General features: G+C 37.2%; 14 protein-coding genes. 1 reads left to right on the top strand and 13 read right to left on the bottom strand.

Annotated elements, in window-relative coordinates:
• Positions 1 to 5: 5 nt before the first annotated feature.
• From NYE61_RS20410 to NYE61_RS20395, 4 genes are all read right to left on the bottom strand, one after another.
• Positions 6 to 1169, bottom strand: a complete 1164-nt coding sequence (locus tag NYE61_RS20410; protein ID WP_095310628.1) for a hypothetical protein — start codon at positions 1167 to 1169, stop codon at positions 6 to 8.
• 302 nt (positions 1170 to 1471) lie between these two features.
• On the bottom strand, positions 1472 to 3430 hold the full coding sequence (locus NYE61_RS20405) for a TRAP transporter permease (protein ID WP_303450512.1): 1959 nt from the start codon (positions 3428 to 3430) through the stop codon (positions 1472 to 1474).
• Positions 3431 to 3543: 113 nt separating this feature from the next.
• On the bottom strand, positions 3544 to 4536 hold the full coding sequence (locus tag NYE61_RS20400; RefSeq protein ID WP_339316518.1) for a TAXI family TRAP transporter solute-binding subunit: 993 nt from the start codon (positions 4534 to 4536) through the stop codon (positions 3544 to 3546).
• 238 nt (positions 4537 to 4774) lie between these two features.
• Positions 4775 to 5401 (bottom strand): metal-dependent hydrolase, encoded by a 627-nt coding sequence (locus NYE61_RS20395; RefSeq protein WP_095310635.1) that lies wholly within the window; start codon positions 5399 to 5401, stop codon positions 4775 to 4777.
• A gap of 377 nt (positions 5402 to 5778) precedes the next feature.
• Between NYE61_RS20395 and NYE61_RS20390 the strand changes: the two genes are divergently transcribed.
• A complete protein-coding gene (locus NYE61_RS20390; protein ID WP_118889929.1) occupies positions 5779 to 7104 on the top strand; it encodes a short-chain fatty acid transporter in 1326 nt (441 codons plus the stop codon).
• Between the two features lie 18 nt (positions 7105 to 7122).
• Here the strand turns inward: NYE61_RS20390 and NYE61_RS20385 are convergent, their stop codons facing one another.
• From NYE61_RS20385 to NYE61_RS20345, 9 genes are all read right to left on the bottom strand, one after another.
• Positions 7123 to 8034, bottom strand: coding sequence for a DMT family transporter (locus NYE61_RS20385; protein ID WP_339316515.1), 912 nt, complete (start codon positions 8032 to 8034; stop codon positions 7123 to 7125).
• A 118-nt stretch (positions 8035 to 8152) separates the two neighbouring features.
• Entirely contained in the window at positions 8153 to 8407 is a 255-nt protein-coding gene (locus NYE61_RS20380; RefSeq protein ID WP_187393169.1) for a hypothetical protein, read from the bottom strand.
• A gap of 188 nt (positions 8408 to 8595) precedes the next feature.
• On the bottom strand, positions 8596 to 9897 hold the full coding sequence (locus NYE61_RS20375; RefSeq protein WP_095310639.1) for a globin-coupled sensor protein: 1302 nt from the start codon (positions 9895 to 9897) through the stop codon (positions 8596 to 8598).
• A 131-nt stretch (positions 9898 to 10028) separates the two neighbouring features.
• Entirely contained in the window at positions 10029 to 10988 is a 960-nt protein-coding gene (locus tag NYE61_RS20370; protein ID WP_118889926.1) for an agmatinase family protein, read from the bottom strand.
• A 331-nt stretch (positions 10989 to 11319) separates the two neighbouring features.
• On the bottom strand, positions 11320 to 11778 hold the full coding sequence (locus tag NYE61_RS20365) for a flavodoxin domain-containing protein (RefSeq protein ID WP_339316512.1): 459 nt from the start codon (positions 11776 to 11778) through the stop codon (positions 11320 to 11322).
• Positions 11779 to 11966: 188 nt separating this feature from the next.
• On the bottom strand, positions 11967 to 12983 hold the full coding sequence (locus tag NYE61_RS20360; RefSeq protein ID WP_095310645.1) for a LacI family DNA-binding transcriptional regulator: 1017 nt from the start codon (positions 12981 to 12983) through the stop codon (positions 11967 to 11969).
• 40 nt (positions 12984 to 13023) lie between these two features.
• Complete coding sequence (locus tag NYE61_RS20355; protein ID WP_095310829.1) at positions 13024 to 13866, bottom strand: sugar ABC transporter permease; 843 nt, start codon at positions 13864 to 13866, stop codon at positions 13024 to 13026.
• Between the two features lie 5 nt (positions 13867 to 13871).
• On the bottom strand, positions 13872 to 15155 hold the full coding sequence (locus NYE61_RS20350) for a sugar ABC transporter permease (RefSeq protein ID WP_118889924.1): 1284 nt from the start codon (positions 15153 to 15155) through the stop codon (positions 13872 to 13874).
• A 72-nt stretch (positions 15156 to 15227) separates the two neighbouring features.
• On the bottom strand, positions 15228 to 16514 hold the full coding sequence (locus NYE61_RS20345; protein ID WP_339316509.1) for an extracellular solute-binding protein: 1287 nt from the start codon (positions 16512 to 16514) through the stop codon (positions 15228 to 15230).
• Positions 16515 to 16521 lie beyond the last annotated feature (7 nt).

The following is a 16521-nucleotide window of genomic DNA, read 5'->3' as shown; positions in this document are numbered from 1 at the left end:
GATTCCTATAATGTTTGAACTAATATTCCCGCGATGACTACTGATGCAATGGTAACGGTCGTAAACCCGCCAATTAGCATCGGTGTCAGCATTTCATTAAAAATGGTTTCCTCTTCCTCTTTATTCCTTGCAATACTTCTGCTTACTTCTTCACAAAGAATATAGTCAGCCGGAAATCCAAATAATGCTGTTAAAGCAACAGGCATTCCCTTATATGGGTGCCACTTCAGCAGCTTCGAAACGATAAATCCACCTAATGAAATACCGAGTGTACCAAGCAAAAGCAAAACAATGATACTAGGCAGGTTGTTTAATACATCCTGTGGACTAACATCAGCCATTGTACCAATAACAACAAATATAATTGCAATCATCGTTAAGTTAAATGAATTCGCTTTTTCCAGTGATTTATGTTCAAAGATACCGAGCTTCAATCCTGTTACACCAAATGCAAGACACCAAAGACTGTAATGGATTGGTGTTACCTCACCTAGTGCCGTACCAATTGCTGCACCTACAAATACAAAGAATAATTTTAATGTCATACTCGATTTAATTGGACTCTTCGCAGCTGTTTCCTTTGTAGCTGTAAGCTTAGTATCTTCCATCGGCTTAAATGTTCCATTATCTATCTGCTCTTGAATCGTAAACGCATATTTTCTTAGAAAATATTGCGCGAGCGGCATTCCCAATAATCCTTGAAACGCAACGATCAATGCTGGAATAACTACTAAGCTTGTCAGCCCAATCTCTGTTAACTTTTCAGAAGTAATAATTAGTGCTACAACTCCTCCACTGAGCGGCCCAATTCCCGCTACCGCAGTTGGATAGTCAAAAAGAAATGAGACAATAACCAATATGAGTACACCAGAAACTATAATCCCTCCTAATGAAATTAATACAGCTTTATACTGGGTTTTCAAGAGTGAAAAAGGAATCATTGTGCCCATGTGTAAAATAGCAGGTCCAACTAACATCGCCCCTAATGCAGCGAATTGTGATGTTGCAAGAATATCTTTAGGGAATATTCCCGTCCAAATACAAATCAAATAACCTACCATCGCGGTAAGAAGCATTGGAATTCTTGCTTTGGAGATGATCGAAAGCCACTCTCCAAGTGCAATCAATGCAAAAATAAGCGTTGTAGCTATAAGTGGATTGCTTAGCATAAAAAGACCTCCGTATCTAAGATGTAAAGTTTTATTATTATGAAAATTCACTCCATGCAAGCAGGTCCTTTATATAATAGCAACCAATGTTTAGAGCAATTTTAGATATTATAAACCCATTTCCTCTCAAAAATCAATACAATATCTGAAATTTTTGTCGAATTTCGTCATGTATTCGCTATCATTATTTAAACTCAACTCGAAATTTTCTTATATAACGAAAGTGTAGCTTAAAATAAAATGGAGAGTTACATTAAAGCGCAACTCTCCATTTACAAAGCTCTTATATAGGACTCAATAATTCACACAGATAAACGTGCTTTCATTTCTCCAGAGTCATCCTTGCGCTGTTTCTGTATATACCAAACCCCGAGAAGGAGTAATAATCCAATTAAACTAATAACCAAATCAGGTACAATAAGCATAACACCTGCAATAAACAGAATCAGACGCTCCCATGAATAGGAACTTCTTATGAAAAATCCAATCACAGCGCTACTAACTGCGGTCATTCCGATAATTGCAGTTAATAAGGAAATAATGAGTCTTATTGGTGTAATATCCTGTAACAACAATATTGGATTGTAAATGAATATATACGGTATAATGAATGCAGCTATGGCTAATTTCACAGCTGTTACCCCCGATTTAAATGGATTTGCTCGAGCGATGCCAGCCCCAGCATATGCAGCCAAGCAAACAGGTGGTGTAATATCTGCAACAATTCCGAAGTAAAAGACAAACATATGAGCTGCTATCGGTAAAACCCCAAAATCATTAATTAGAACAGGCGCTGCAATGGTCGCTGTCACGACATAGTTAGCGGTTGTTGGAAGTCCCATGCCCAAAATAATACAAGCAATCATGGTAAAAATTAAGGAGAAAAATAGTATGCCACCTGATAGCGCAATGATACTTGCGGCAAATTTAGCTCCCAAGCCTGTAATACTTACAACTCCAGCAATAATCCCTGCCGTTCCAACTGCTGCAATTACCGGCAGTGCCACCCGTGCACCTTCCTCCAGAACAAGAAACACTTTTTTAACGCTCATTCGTGTGTCTTTTCGAATTAAGCTAACAAGAAAAGCAGTGAAAATCCCCATTAATGCTGCTCGTTGTGGAGTAAAACCAACCATAATCGTTCCAATAATAATGAATAGCGGCAGAAGCATGTACCCATTTTTCACCATTAACTCCTTGAAAACTGGCATCTGAGCCTTCGGTAATCCGATAACACCTATTTTCTTTGCTTCAAAATGAGTTCCAATAAAGATACCTGTAAAATATAATACAGCAGGAACGATTGCTGCTAACATAATTGTTCCGTAGGACACACCTAAATATTCCATCATAATAAATGCCGCGGCTCCCATAATTGGTGGCATAATTTGTCCCCCAGTAGACGCAGAAGCTTCTGTCGCTGCAGCAAATTCTGGCTTAAACCCTGACTTTTTCATCATTGGAATGGTAAACGATCCAGAAGCAACTGTATTCCCAACCGAACTTCCAGATACCATACCTTGCAGTGCACTTGCTACTACAGCTGTTTTAGCAGTACCACCCGTAAATCTTCCCGTTAAAGCAAGTGCAATATCATTAAAAAACTGACCGATTTTCGTGTGCACTAAAATAACGCCAAAGAAAAGAAATAAGAAAATAAACTTGGCTGATATTTGAATCGGCGTACCAAAAATACCGATCTCCTTATACCATAAATCTGTTGTAATTCGATCCACGGCGAATCCTGGATGTGACAGTATTTGTGTCGGCATAAAGTTACCAAAAACAGCATACAAAATCGCAACACTCGCTACAATGACAATAGGAAGTCCTACTGTTCGACGAGTTGCTTCCAGTAATAATAAAATTCCAAGAATAGAAATAATAACATCTAACGTACCATATCCAGAAATACGACTTTGAAGAATCGATTCAAAGAAAATAATCTTATGGTACGTTACATAAATTGCAGTAAATGCTAAAAGCACATCATACCATGGAACGGTTTTTTGTTTTTTTTGTAATCCTTTTTTTGCAGGAAACAGTAAAAACATAAGACCAAGCGCTGTTCCTAAGTGAATTGCTCCTTGCTGCTGTGATGGAAGTGTACCAAAATAACCTGTATATAAATGGAATAGCGTAAGAGCTACACCAAGAAATGAAACGACCCAAGCCCACTTTCCAATGTTTACACGGTAATTGCTCTCGCGATCATATTTTTCTAAAATTTGTTTAGCATCTAGTTGGGAGTTTTCTTTCATTCGATCACACCTTTATAAAATAGTAAGAAAAGGATCCCGGTTTAATTACTAGATCCTCTTCTTTGTATTCTTATATAGCAATTAAAATATGGAACCAAGTACCTCTATATAAATTACTCTAAATCGTCCAGGCTCGTGATGTCTGTGTTTTCCCGTGTAACAATTTGAACGACTTCAGGGTAAATATGACCGATAAATGCTGCATTTGTAACTTCATTTTCTGCAAAGTCACCTTCTCCATGCACTGCATCCAGTGCCGGTACATGAACTGTCATACCAAGATCCATATTCCCATCACGTATACTGGCTAAGTTTTCAATGGAAGCACCCGTTTCTGTATTCGTCACATTTAATCCTTCAATATTCTTATTCCAAATCGTCGCTATTTCTCCACCGAGTGGATAATAGGTACCGCCCTGACTTCCCGTTCCCAAAATTAAATCATTCTTTCGTTCCGTTGCGCCTAGTACTGCAACTTCATTATCTACCGCCAACCCTTGCTCTTCGTAATAACGCTTAGCACCAGGATGAATCGGTAAGCCTTCTGCTCCTTGCAGTGCATTTTCCAACGTCATATGCACGGACTGTGCATGTGTATTTTCGTTTGCATTTTCCACCATACTTTTCGCAAGCTCATATCCAAGCTCTTCACCAATTGAATCTGTATTTGCTACTAAAACAGCAAATGCCGTAACGGTCTCAATATCTTCATCCATAAAATCATACGTATCCTGTGGAATCGTGTATCGCATGTATCCACTGTTTTCTTCCATATATGCTATCGCATCATCTGATAACCCAATCATTTTCACATCACCAACAGACGCTTGCAAACTTTCAATATTACCGGCAGGCAAACCTAGAATACCAATAGAAACATCGATGTTTCCGTCTTGTACACCATCTGCTGCGTCTCCAAAGCCTTCTTGATAGGCACTATAATCACTATCTTCAATACCATAGGCATCCAAAATTAATTTGGATACCGCATTTGTTTCACTTGCAGGCGGACCAATTGCAATATTTGCTCCTCCCCCACCACAGGCTATAAGTAAAAATAAGCATAAAATAGATGTAAGCGTTAACAAAAATATTCTTTTGAACACACCATCAACCCCTTATCATGTTTACTTTTCGGATATTCTTAAATACTATGTAAATTTCCAATGTTAGCCAATCCTTACACTAATTATATATTATTTCAGAAAAATTTCAATATTTATTCAATGGAATATCTGGACAAAATTGAAGCTAATAAACTAGTAGCCAAATCCATAGATTCGACTACTAATTATAGGGAAGTTTCCAAACCGTTTGGAAGTATTCAACAATCTACTTCACATGCTAAAACTCCTTTGAGGAAAAAGGCAGAAACAATTTAATTCCCCGCTTATTAACCGGAAGAAACTTGCTATCGGCAACTAGATGGCTAATATAACCAGCTAAACAAGCATAGAAGACACCTTCGATTCCAAGAGACTCCTGTAAATGAAAAGCAATAATTCCGAAGAATATAGTACCTATAATGGAGTGTGTGTAACTCCGATGAGAAACGAAAGATGCTATTAATATGTAAACTCCAAGCAACATTAGCCATTTTTCTTGTAACGTAATACTGCCAGCAAGTATACCTATCCCCGTAATAATTAACATATGTTTTTGTTTAAGCAAAGCTGATAATGCCATCATCGCTATGCCGATCCCCATCCCAAAAAGTCGTTCTGTTGCTGTTCCTTCATAAAGACTGTACATAATCATCAATGCACCAATTAACTGAGCCGCTGATTGAATTACTTTATGGGAGAATGTTATTTTGCTTCGAAGTTTTCCATCGATATCCAAATCAGGCATTAAGCCTGAAACACCTCCTAGTCCAACGAAAAGTAATGTTGTCGTAGGAGACGATGCAAATTGATTCGCAACGACAAAGCCTGCAGCCGCTCCAATTGCAACATGTGCTGTTCCATTCATATGATATATCATCTCTTTCCAAATTAATGTGGTATTTTTAGAAAACCTGGTACTTGTAAATGGGATTCGTAGAAAGCATTCTTAGTAGAACTTATACGTTAAAATGCAAGACTTTAGACGAATGCATTCGTTGCACTTATACAGATAGTAAAGTTTTTATGCTTTCCTATCCTCCAAAACACCAAGCTCTATTTTACACAAAAATAACAAGTTATGTGTGTTATACAAACAAAATCGACACGTTTAACCATATTTTTGATTATCTTATCTTGCAAAATCATACTATTTCCCTAAGGACGAGCATATATTTCAGCATGATAATTTTTGTATTTATGGTACTATTATTTTAAAAAATGTTTGCAAAGGGAGGAATTCTATTGAGATTTTTAACGTCATTTTTTGACAGATTAGTTCAGCGTTACTTACCAGATGCATTTTTATTTGCAATTATTTTAACCATTTTCGTCTATTTTTTAGGGGTTATCTTAACGGACAATGGTCCAATGGAAATGGTTACCCATTGGGGAAATGGTTTTTGGGATCTCCTTGCTTTTGGCATGCAAATGTCCCTCGTTGTTGTGACCGGATTTATTTTAGCAAGTACACCGGTTGTGAAACGCTTTTTAGCTAAGCTTAGTGATTTAGCAAAAACTCCAGGTCAGGCGGTTATGCTTGTTACATTTGTTGCTTTAGTAGCTTGTCTAATAAACTATGGATTTGGGCTAGTTGTAGGGGCATTATTTGCTGTTCACGTCGCAAAACGAGTTCCTGCAGTCGATTATCGGATCTTAATCGCAAGCGCATACAGTGGAATGCTTATCTGGCATGGTGGTTTTTCAGGATCGGTACCACTTCTCATAGCTACCCCTGGACACTTTTTAGAAGATACAATGGGTATAATCCCAGTCGTAGATACATTGTTTAGTCCATTTAATATATTTATTGTTATTACACTATTAATTACATTGCCATTTTTTAATCGATATTTATTAAAAGGTGCCGATCCGATAAGTCCAACAAATACGTCATTATGGAAAGAAGAATCGAAAGAAATCGTGAACGCAGCGGTTGCGCAACCAACAACACCTGCTGAACGAATGGAGAATAGCCGGGTCCTCTCACTCTTAATCGGTTTAATGGGACTGCTATTTGTAGGTTATCATTTTGTGATGAATGGATTTGACTTAAATATAAATATAGTTAATTTTATTTTTCTTTTCTTAGGGATTATTCTACACGGAACTCCCCGCCGTTTTCTCGATACTGTTAGTGATGGAGTTAAAAATGCGGGAGGTATTATCGTACAATTTCCTTTTTATGCAGGAATCATGGGAATGATGGATTCATCTGGATTATCCGAACAGATTTCATTATGGTTTGTCAGCTTTTCTACAGCAGCCACATTGCCAATTTTCACATTTATCAGCGCTGGTATTGTGAATGTTTTCGTTCCTTCTGGTGGTGGACAATGGGCTGTGCAAGGACCAATAATGATTCAAGCAGCACTTGAAATCGGTGCGGATACAGCAAAGACTGCTATGGCAGTTGCTTGGGGAGACGCATGGACAAATATGATTCAGCCATTCTGGGCTCTGCCGGTTCTTGCTATTGCAGGACTAAAAATCCGAGATATTATGGGGTTCTGTGTAATGATTTTAATGTTTAGTTTTATTCCAATTGCACTTGGCCTTTTACTATTTTAATAAGGAAACCCCGAGACGTTATACACGCCGGGGTTTCCTTATTTGTGCTACGGCAATACCAAAAATAATGAAGATAAATCCAATAATCATACTAAAACTCATCGTTTCATTTAAGAAGAAACTGCTAAACAAGAGCCCAAATAATGGGACAAGCAAGGTTGATAGTGTTGCAGTTACGATATCCACCACACTAATTATAACAAACCAAACGAAGAAACAAAGTGCGGATGCCAGTATACCTGTGAATAGAATATAATAAACACTTACTGCATTAAATTGGATAGGTTCCCCCCATTCCATAAAAAGCGTTACTATGAGAATGACGATTGCCCCAAACAGCATCTGAAATGCTGTCGCTTGTATTTTCGATAGGTGCTGGACATGAAGACGATAATAAACATTCGATATCCCCCACGATATAGCAGCAATAATTATTAATAGTTCTCCAAATATGACACCGATATCTTGCCCCATCCAAATGTCCCCACCGAGAATTGCTAACAGTCCTAGCATGCCTAGAAACAATCCAGTTAGCTTGGCCGGCGTGATTTTTTCATGCAAAAATTTTGTCGCCAGGATACTGCTCCAAATCGGCATGGAATAAAGGAGTACAGACGATTTTCCAGCATCGACAAATTTCAAAGCAAACATAACAAGCAGAAACACAATTGCTGTCTGTAATAAGCCAACTACAAGGAGGTGCTTCCATGATTCTCTTGGAGGAAAACCAACTTTTAGAAAAACTACCATTAACAAGAGCGTTACAGCCCCTATCCCAAATCGAAAAGAAGAAAATACAAAGGGTCCCATAAAATTAAGAGACTCCTTCATGAGCACCCATGCGTATCCCCAAATAACTGTTATCGTTAGTATTAAGCTCCACAAAACAAATTTATTTTCCTGTATCCGATTTAAAAATTTCCCCACCATTGTTCCCCATTTCGAATAATTCTTACAGCTTATGCTAGCAGAGACAGTGGGTAGAACCAAGGAAAATGTCCCCGCATCGTATTTTCGCAAAAAAAAATAAGCCTGCAGTTGCACGCTTTTAGCTAATTGCTTTAAAGTTTGTTGTGTTGTCTCTTGCTTTGCTCATCATACATTGAAGTACTTGAGCAAGTCTTTCATCCAGATTCTGCGCATTTTGTTCTAAGCCAAGGATTGTTATCTCAACATCATTTATATCAGATTCTAATTGATTAAATAATTGATCCATATGATAGCTATTTTCTTGTATATCTTTCAAATCCTCTAATAACAATGTGATGGCCGCTAACAACTCGTTAATCATTTCCTGGGTCAACACATCCCCCTCCTATACTGCTAGTTTACGCTTTTCGTGCACCATTTCACAAGTGTAATTAGTATGAATTTAAGATAATTAAATAGGTATTATTATCTGTACAATTTTGAGACAGTGAAGCTAAAATATGTACAGTACAGTCAAAGGAAAAAGGATTCCCCTAAAGAACATAGGAACCCCAGAGCCTTCTAAAGTAAACATTCTTCCATCATTTTATTTAAGTTATCTGCGGACCCGGAAATTGTAACTGCCGATTGTTCAATTGCTTCTATGCCCTGTTCAAATACTTCAAGATCAGTTTGAATTGTTTCATTACTGTTTTTCGTTTTATCCATAGTGTTATCAATTTTTTGGAACGCGGCTTCAGTATTTGCCATCTGCCCCTTTACATTGGTTAGAAATTGTTGAACTTCCTGTAAAGAAGAAGCACTATTAAAGATCTGTTCATTCGTTAACGTAACAAGTTCTGTCACGTTTGTAACAGAATTTCCAGTTTGCTCTGCAAGCTTCCTTACTTCTTCAGCAACAACTGCAAAGCCGCGTCCATGCTCTCCAGCTCTCGCTGCCTCTATGGACGCATTCAATGCTAAAAGATTTGTTTGGTCTGCAATCGACTTCACAATTTCAATAATGTCCTTAATCTGTGTGGATGTGTTTTCTAAGTTTGCCATATCTTCATTTACCTTTGTAGTACTCTGCTGCATATTTTCCAAAGATTGATTCATGACTGTTAAACGAGATTTTCCTTCTGCGGCTGCTTCTTTTGCTTCCTCTGCAAATTGTGTACCCGCTTTCGAATTAGAAGTAATGACATTTACTTGTGCAATCATTTCTTCAATGGAAGCTGTTGTTTCTTCAGCCAATGTTGCAAGTTCCGTAGAGTTTTCCTCTAATGTTTGAACTATGTTCATTTTTGTTTGTACATCTTGATCCTTGATTCGCATTACTTCCTCATCGTACGCCTCTAAAACAATCTGCTGTTCCAAATTCAGCAACTTATTGATAACCTTAATTGCTAAAATTTGATCTGCCGTATTTTCGAAGTTTTTTTGTACGATATCGATTAACCCATCAAAGAGCTTTTGAAAGGATGCAATATACCATTTCTGTGTAAGTCCGATTCTTACGTGGATATGGGCGATTATCTTTCTTCTCTTAATAAAGGAATCATTCATCTCACCAGAAAACATCTCAACGATATGGGTACGTAATGTTTTCTTCAGTCTTTCAATTGAGCTGTTCTTTTCAATGATTTTAATTAAATCTTGGTTGTATTCTAGATTTTTATAAAATCCCTCAACAACGAACTGATTTTCAGCCTCTATATAAGGCTTTAACACCTGTGCAATTGCAAAATCTTCCCTTGAAAAATCCAACATTTTTAATTGCTTCTCTAAATCAGACCCTGTTTCTATTTGTATCTTAGGGTCCATTTGCTTACTCCATTCGACTAAAACAGCATCATTTCTTTGTTTTCTTTTAACAAACATGTTGCCCCCTACTTTCTACCCATGCTTTTAAACTTATCCTTTATATCGGATACAAAACCATTGATGTTTAATCTAATAATCGGAAATAAAAATCGCCTCTCACAAAGTAAGAAGCGATTGATACTGTTGTATTAAGTTTGACCGTCACCACCTAGTATCTTCCCTGCCAACGCATATAGCACGGCATACGTTACAAAGTGGGAGGAGTTATCATTTGGATCTTGCTGTGGGTAGACCTCCACATAGTCCATTCCTCTGACTCCAAGTTTGGCAAATTCATGAATGAGTTCTAATAGTTCAAAAGAAGTAAGCCCATTACCATCAACTGGACCACCAGGGTTAAAGGCAAAGTCAAGTACATCACTGCAAATACTTAAATAAACTGCATCTGTCTCCTTACTTGCAATGTCGTATGCTTGCTTTGCTAAATCGGTTAACTGATTTCCAGCCTGTCGAATTTCTCTTACAGAAATCGTTGCTGCACCGACTTCCTTTGCATATTTACCTGTCTCTGGTTGGTTTCTCGGGCCATGAATCCCCATATGAACAATACTTTCATTTCGTACACTTTCACTTTCATAAATTCGGTGAAATGGTGTACTTCTTGCATATAAGTCACCATTATAATCGGGATAATTATCATAATGCGCATCAAGATGTATGATTCCGACTTCGCCATCTACTTCCTCACTTAAAGCTTTTACAATTGGATACGTAATCCCATGGTCTCCACCAAAAACAACTGGGAACTTTTCCGTCTTCCATACCTTTTTTGCAAAACTTTCAATTCGATTCATCGTTTCTGCTGTATCTGCCGGGACAACATCTACATCACCTAAATCACCAATTTTATAATGACTTAATACATCGATATGATTCAATTCAGGTAAGTAGCCTGAATAGCGTGCTGAATTTATTCGTATCGCCTTTGGACCAAGTTCGCATCCAGTGTAATCTCCCCATGTAACCGCTCCTTCCCATGGTACACCGTAAACAAGAACATCTTTGTCTTTAAAACTATTATCCCCTAAACTAACTTTTTCTCCACCTAAATAACAAGGAGTATTCCCATAGATTTTATTATTCCTCACTCTATCTCTCCTAACCTATTTCATATCTGTGACTTTATCCTATTGGTCATAGACCTTTATCATAACCTTTACCTTAAATTCTTCATATGAAACATAAAATTTCTTATCATGTTAGGGATATGTGCAAAATCAATTAATTATGAAGTTTATTTGCAGCTTTTGGATTAGTAAGTGGGCATTTCGCTAGTTAATTAAAATGATGTGATGAATTAGATTATCTATTTGTAGGAATATGCCGGTCACGAAATGAATATATCTTCAATCGCGACCGAATATAGTTCATTATTGAAAAATAGTTATCTAATATTATATATTGGTTGATTTTTTATCATTACAGAACCTCATCAATCATGGAACATGCTTTTTCAGCAAAAGCTTCACATCGGATTAAATCGTCATCATCTGGTTCAAGCTCGACCTTTAATCGATCAGGGACAAGCTTTGCTCCAAAGTGCTCCAGATGATTTCCCATCAGTTCAATCGATTCACAAAACACATCATAAAAAGATTCTCCTGAACCGAATACTCCAATTAAACGACCGGTAAAATCGACTTCATTCAGTTCATTATAGAAGTCCTCTGCTTCATATGGAATTTGACCGTCATCTGCAGAATGTGTTCCAATCAGTACCAAATCATATTCAAGCAGCTCCTTCACGTCAATTACATCAAATTCAAATGACTTGTATACAACGTGATGTTCTTGTTTCTGTATATAATGAACAATGGCTTTTGCCATCATTTCTGTATTACCTGTACAACTAGAACAAATTACAAGAATCTTATTCATGCTACTCCCTCCATGTATTTCCTTTTTATTTCACCTTTATTATAATCGATAATGATAATCACTTTCAATTATAGTTTAAGAATACTTATCAATGTTCATATGTACTACATTTATACATTTTTTTCAAATAAAATAGAGATGCTTAGTCCAATAGGATTAAGTATCTCTATATAAAACTGATCACTTTTTCATTGTTTACTCACCGAATCGCGATAAACAATCTGGTGCTGAATACTGATTCGTTTAACTGGTTCTGATTTATTAACGGTTTTTTCAATTAAAGCCTTAGCTGATTGGACTCCAAGTTCATGTATTTGTATATCAACTGTCGTTAGTGCTGGACGAATAATTTCAGATAAGTACACATTATTAAAACTGACTAATGAAATATCCTGCGGAACTCGGACACCAGATTCTTCTAACAAACTAAGCACCCCGACACTCATTAAATCATCTGTTACGACTATCCCTGTTGGTGGTTCGTCTAGTGATAGTAAAGTCTCCACAGCTTCTCTCCCACCAGATTTGAGGAATTCCGTATGGATTTTATAACGATCACTAACTTCTAAATCAGCTTCTTGCAATGCTGCTTTATAACCTGCTTCACGATCTATTGTAACAAATAGATCCCTTGAGCCTCCAATAAATGCAATTTTCTCATGACCGTTTTCAATTAAATGCTGTGTTATTTCCTTTCCAGCAATAAAATTGTCATTGTCTACATGTGTAATTTCGTTCATATTTTCGTATGGCTTTCCAACAATGACAAATGGAAATTTCATCTCTTTCAGGAAACTTGTTACACGGTCTTCTAATCGCGAATAAAGTAAAATCACACCATCAACATAGCTGCCGTGGACCAATCGCTGTACTTCCTCAAAAATTTCTTCCTCTGTTTGTCCGCTGGAAAGCGTCATAGAGTATTGCATACGATGTGTAACGGAACCAATGCCTCGTAAAATTTCGGGAAAGAATGGATTTTGCAACGCTTTGTCAGCAGATGATGGCATGATTACCCCGATTGCTTTCGTCGATTTGGCCACTAAGTTCCGAGCATTTATATTCGGATGGTATCCTAAATCTTTCATCGCTTTACGAACTTTTTTCTTTGTTTCTACACTTATCCTCGGATTATCAGCAATTACTCTCGATACAGTAGAGGGTGCTACTCCAGTTGCTTTTGCTACATCTTTTATCGTTACCATTATTCCCACCCTCATCTCAAAGATTGAATTTATATCATTATTATCCTTTTGTTGCCCCAGATGTCAAGCCAGATATAAGATATCGTTGCAATAATAAAAATACAAGAGCAATTGGAACTGCAATCAAAATGGATCCAGCTGCAAATCGAGTGAAGTTTGTTGAAAATTGGTCATTAATAAAGTTGTATAATCCAAGTGCCAATGTGAAATTACTTGGACTTGTTAACACAATACGCGGTAATAGAAAGTCCATAAATGGCGCCATAAAATTAAACAATGCAACCACTGCAAGTATCGGCTTCGCTAACGGCAATATAATGGTCCAAAATATTTTCAAATGACCCGCCCCATCTATCTTTGCTGCCTCATCCAGCTCTTTTGGAATGGTATCCAAATACCCTTTCACAAGCCAAGCATTAAATGGAATTTGCCCTCCCAGATAGATGATCATCAGCCCATAAAGAGAATCTGTTAACCCAATTGTATTTAATAAAATATAAAGAGCCACCATTCCCATTAATGCTGGGAACATTTGCAGTAACAAGAACATATATAAACCATATTTGCGACCAATAAATTGATAGCGTGAAAATGCATAGGCGATTAATGACGTTATAATCACCGAACCGACAGAATTCACAACTGCAATATACATACTATTTTTATACCAAAGTAGGTAATCACTATTCGGGCTTGTAAATAACCAGGCATAATGTTCCCATGTTGGATTACTTGGGAATAATTCGGTTACAAGCATATTCGACCCAGGATTCACACTCATCATTAATGCCCAAAATAATGGATAGCCTATAATAATAAACATAATTAGTAAGAACAGATAGATGAACGCTACTTCGATTTTTGATTTTTTCTTAGTAGACATAGCCATTAGTAACGTCCCTCCTCTTTAAATGCTGCTGTTTTTCTAAATTGAAAGAAGGCAAATATTGAGATAAGTAATCCCATGATAATTGTTATCGCTGCAGCCATATTATAATTATTCGTTACAAATGTCAGTTTATAAACCCATGAAATTAAAATATCCGTACCTCCAGCATTTTGACCACGAACTGCTGGTTCTCCTTCATTAAATAAGTAAATGATATTGAAATTATTAAAGTTACCCGCATATTGCATGATCAAAAGTGGAGCAGTTGCAAATAATAGATGCGGCCATGTAATATGTCGAAACTTTTGGAACCTCGTTCCCCCATCAACATCAGCGGCTTCATACATATCCTGCGGCACACTTTGTAAAACACCAGTAAACAGGGCAAATACAAATGGGAAACCTAGCCAGGTTTGAATCATAATTAAGGCAACTTTTGCCCAAAATGGGTCAGATAGCCATGGAATCATGATTTCAAATTGACTAAGTAAATCGCGGTTAATTGCCCCAAATGTCGGATTAAATAATGCAGAAAAGATTAAGATGGATACGAATGCAGGTACTGCCCAAGGTAAAATCAGTACCGTGCGAATAGTACGTTTAAATTTAACTCGTTTGTCATTAACGAGTAGTGCAAGAAATAAACCAAGACCAATTTGTAATGTCGTAGCAACAACAGTCCAAACAATTGTCCATGTGAATACACTTAAAAAGGTATCCTTCCATATATTCACACTTCCTAATGCTGCAAAATTATCTAACCCTACCCAATTCAATAGATTCCGAGGTGGTGAATTGTATTGATTATAATCGGTAAATGCCAAGCTAACCATGAATAATAATGGCAAAACTACAACAAATAATAGCATCAATAGTCCTGGCAAAATCATAAAGTACGGAAATCCATTATCATAAAAGTTTTTGATTCCTTTTAATAGTGTTGGAATTGGTTTTCCATCTGCACGGGCAATTGCATCCTTTCTAGCATCCATAATGTTATAAACATAGATTGCGATGCCGAATGCGAGTACGATTAAAGCTATTAATCCTTGGATTAACAATTGAATGGAGTGGTGTTCTCGTGGAATGGTTCCTAATGTAAACAATCCCCAAATACCTATATCAATAAGGTCCCATGTTGTGATTAAAAACGAGATAGCCACAAGTAAAAATAATATTCCTTTTAGAAAGCGCCGGTTATAGATTTGACCTAAACCTGGAATAACTATCGATAACAATGTAGCAACATTTCTACTAGTTTTGTTGGATTGACTATTCGCCATTTGTCTTCCCCCTCATGCAAAAGGCATAAATAAATATATGGGAAGAACCCTTCCCATATATTTATTTTCTAATTAATTTGCTCCAGAAGCTGCAATTTGATCTTGGATCGTTTGTACTGCTTCCTCTAACACTTCATCAACAGGCTCACCTTTAGAAATAAAACTAAGTGCATTATTAATTGGATCCCATACTTGCTGCATTGCTGGAACACTAGGCATTGGTTCTCCATATGTTGTTTGCTCAGCGAATGCAGAGAATATTGGATCATCCGCAATGATTGAGTCCTCCATGGCATCGTCACGTGCTGGAATTTCACCAGCAACATCATAGTATGTCATTGAATTATCAAAGTTTGTAATGTAAGCCATCAGGTCTTCAGCCCACTCTTTATTCTCAGAGTAGTAGGAAAGCATATACGATTTTACTCCAACAAATGATTTCGGGTTTTCACCATTATCGAGTATTGGCAGTGGTGCTGCTGCTAAGTCATCACCTAAAGCCTCTGAATAATCACGAACCATCCATGGTCCATTAATTACAGATGAAACTTTGCCTTCTTGGAATAATCCATTCATAATGTCTGGTGTAAGATCTTGTGGTATATAACCATTATCAAACCAGGATTGAACTAAGTTACCACCTTCAATCGATCCTTCATTAGCTAGTCCAATATCAGCAATATCATAATTTCCTGCGTCGTTTGCAAATACATATGCACCATTACCAGAGAAGAAAGGATAGACAAAATAGAAATTTGCTGCTTCCATTAAAAAACCAAATTCATCATTACTTGCATTCGTATCCCGTTCAGCAATTGCCATCAAATCTTCCATTGTTTCAATTTCTTCAGCAACCAATGATTTATTATAATACATGGCATATGTCTCAATTACTGCCGGATATCCCCAATATTCTCCATCATATTGAACAGCATCCAATGCAGTTTGTGTATACTCTGTTTCTTTATCTCCTAGATTGACTGGGTCAACTAACCCGCGTAATACGAGGTCTCCAATTCGATCATGTGGCTGAAAGATAACGTCTGGTCCATTTCCAGCTGGCCCTTCCACATCAAGTTTTTCAACTTGTTCGAGCATATCAACAGGAACCATATTAACCTTTATGCCTGTCTCCTCTGTGTATTTATCAGTTATTTCTTTTACAGCTTCCTCCTGTTTTTCCTCTGCATTAACCCATAGCGTAAGCGCTTCCGGTTTTTCCGGCATTTCGCCCTCTGCTTCTGCATCCGTATTCGTCCCACCATCTGTATTTGATGGTTCTGCATCATCTGGACCACAAGCTGCTAAAATTCCCATAATAAGTAAAAATAAAACACTAATGCTCAACCACTTTTTCATCTAATTT

The organism is Oceanobacillus sp. FSL W7-1304, assembly GCF_037969805.1.
Classification (GTDB): domain Bacteria; phylum Bacillota; class Bacilli; order Bacillales; family Amphibacillaceae; genus Oceanobacillus; species Oceanobacillus profundus.
This window is presented reverse-complemented; position numbering and strand designations above follow the sequence as displayed.

Excerpts from the sequence above, each read along its gene's own strand:
- NYE61_RS20410 (WP_095310628.1), bottom strand. The coding sequence starts at position 1,169 with ATGCTAAGCAATCCACTTATAGCTACAACGCTTATTTTTGCATTGATT.
- NYE61_RS20405 (WP_303450512.1), bottom strand. The coding sequence starts at position 3,430 with ATGAAAGAAAACTCCCAACTAGATGCTAAACAAATTTTAGAAAAATAT.
- NYE61_RS20395 (WP_095310635.1), bottom strand. The coding sequence starts at position 5,401 with ATGAATGGAACAGCACATGTTGCAATTGGAGCGGCTGCAGGCTTTGTC.
- NYE61_RS20385 (WP_339316515.1), bottom strand. The coding sequence starts at position 8,034 with ATGGTGGGGAAATTTTTAAATCGGATACAGGAAAATAAATTTGTTTTG.
- NYE61_RS20375 (WP_095310639.1), bottom strand. The coding sequence starts at position 9,897 with ATGTTTGTTAAAAGAAAACAAAGAAATGATGCTGTTTTAGTCGAATGG.
- NYE61_RS20365 (WP_339316512.1), bottom strand. The coding sequence starts at position 11,778 with ATGAATAAGATTCTTGTAATTTGTTCTAGTTGTACAGGTAATACAGAA.
- NYE61_RS20360 (WP_095310645.1), bottom strand. The coding sequence starts at position 12,983 with ATGGTAACGATAAAAGATGTAGCAAAAGCAACTGGAGTAGCACCCTCT.
- NYE61_RS20355 (WP_095310829.1), bottom strand. The coding sequence starts at position 13,866 with ATGTCTACTAAGAAAAAATCAAAAATCGAAGTAGCGTTCATCTATCTG.
- NYE61_RS20350 (WP_118889924.1), bottom strand. The coding sequence starts at position 15,155 with ATGGCGAATAGTCAATCCAACAAAACTAGTAGAAATGTTGCTACATTG.
- NYE61_RS20345 (WP_339316509.1), bottom strand. The coding sequence starts at position 16,514 with ATGAAAAAGTGGTTGAGCATTAGTGTTTTATTTTTACTTATTATGGGA.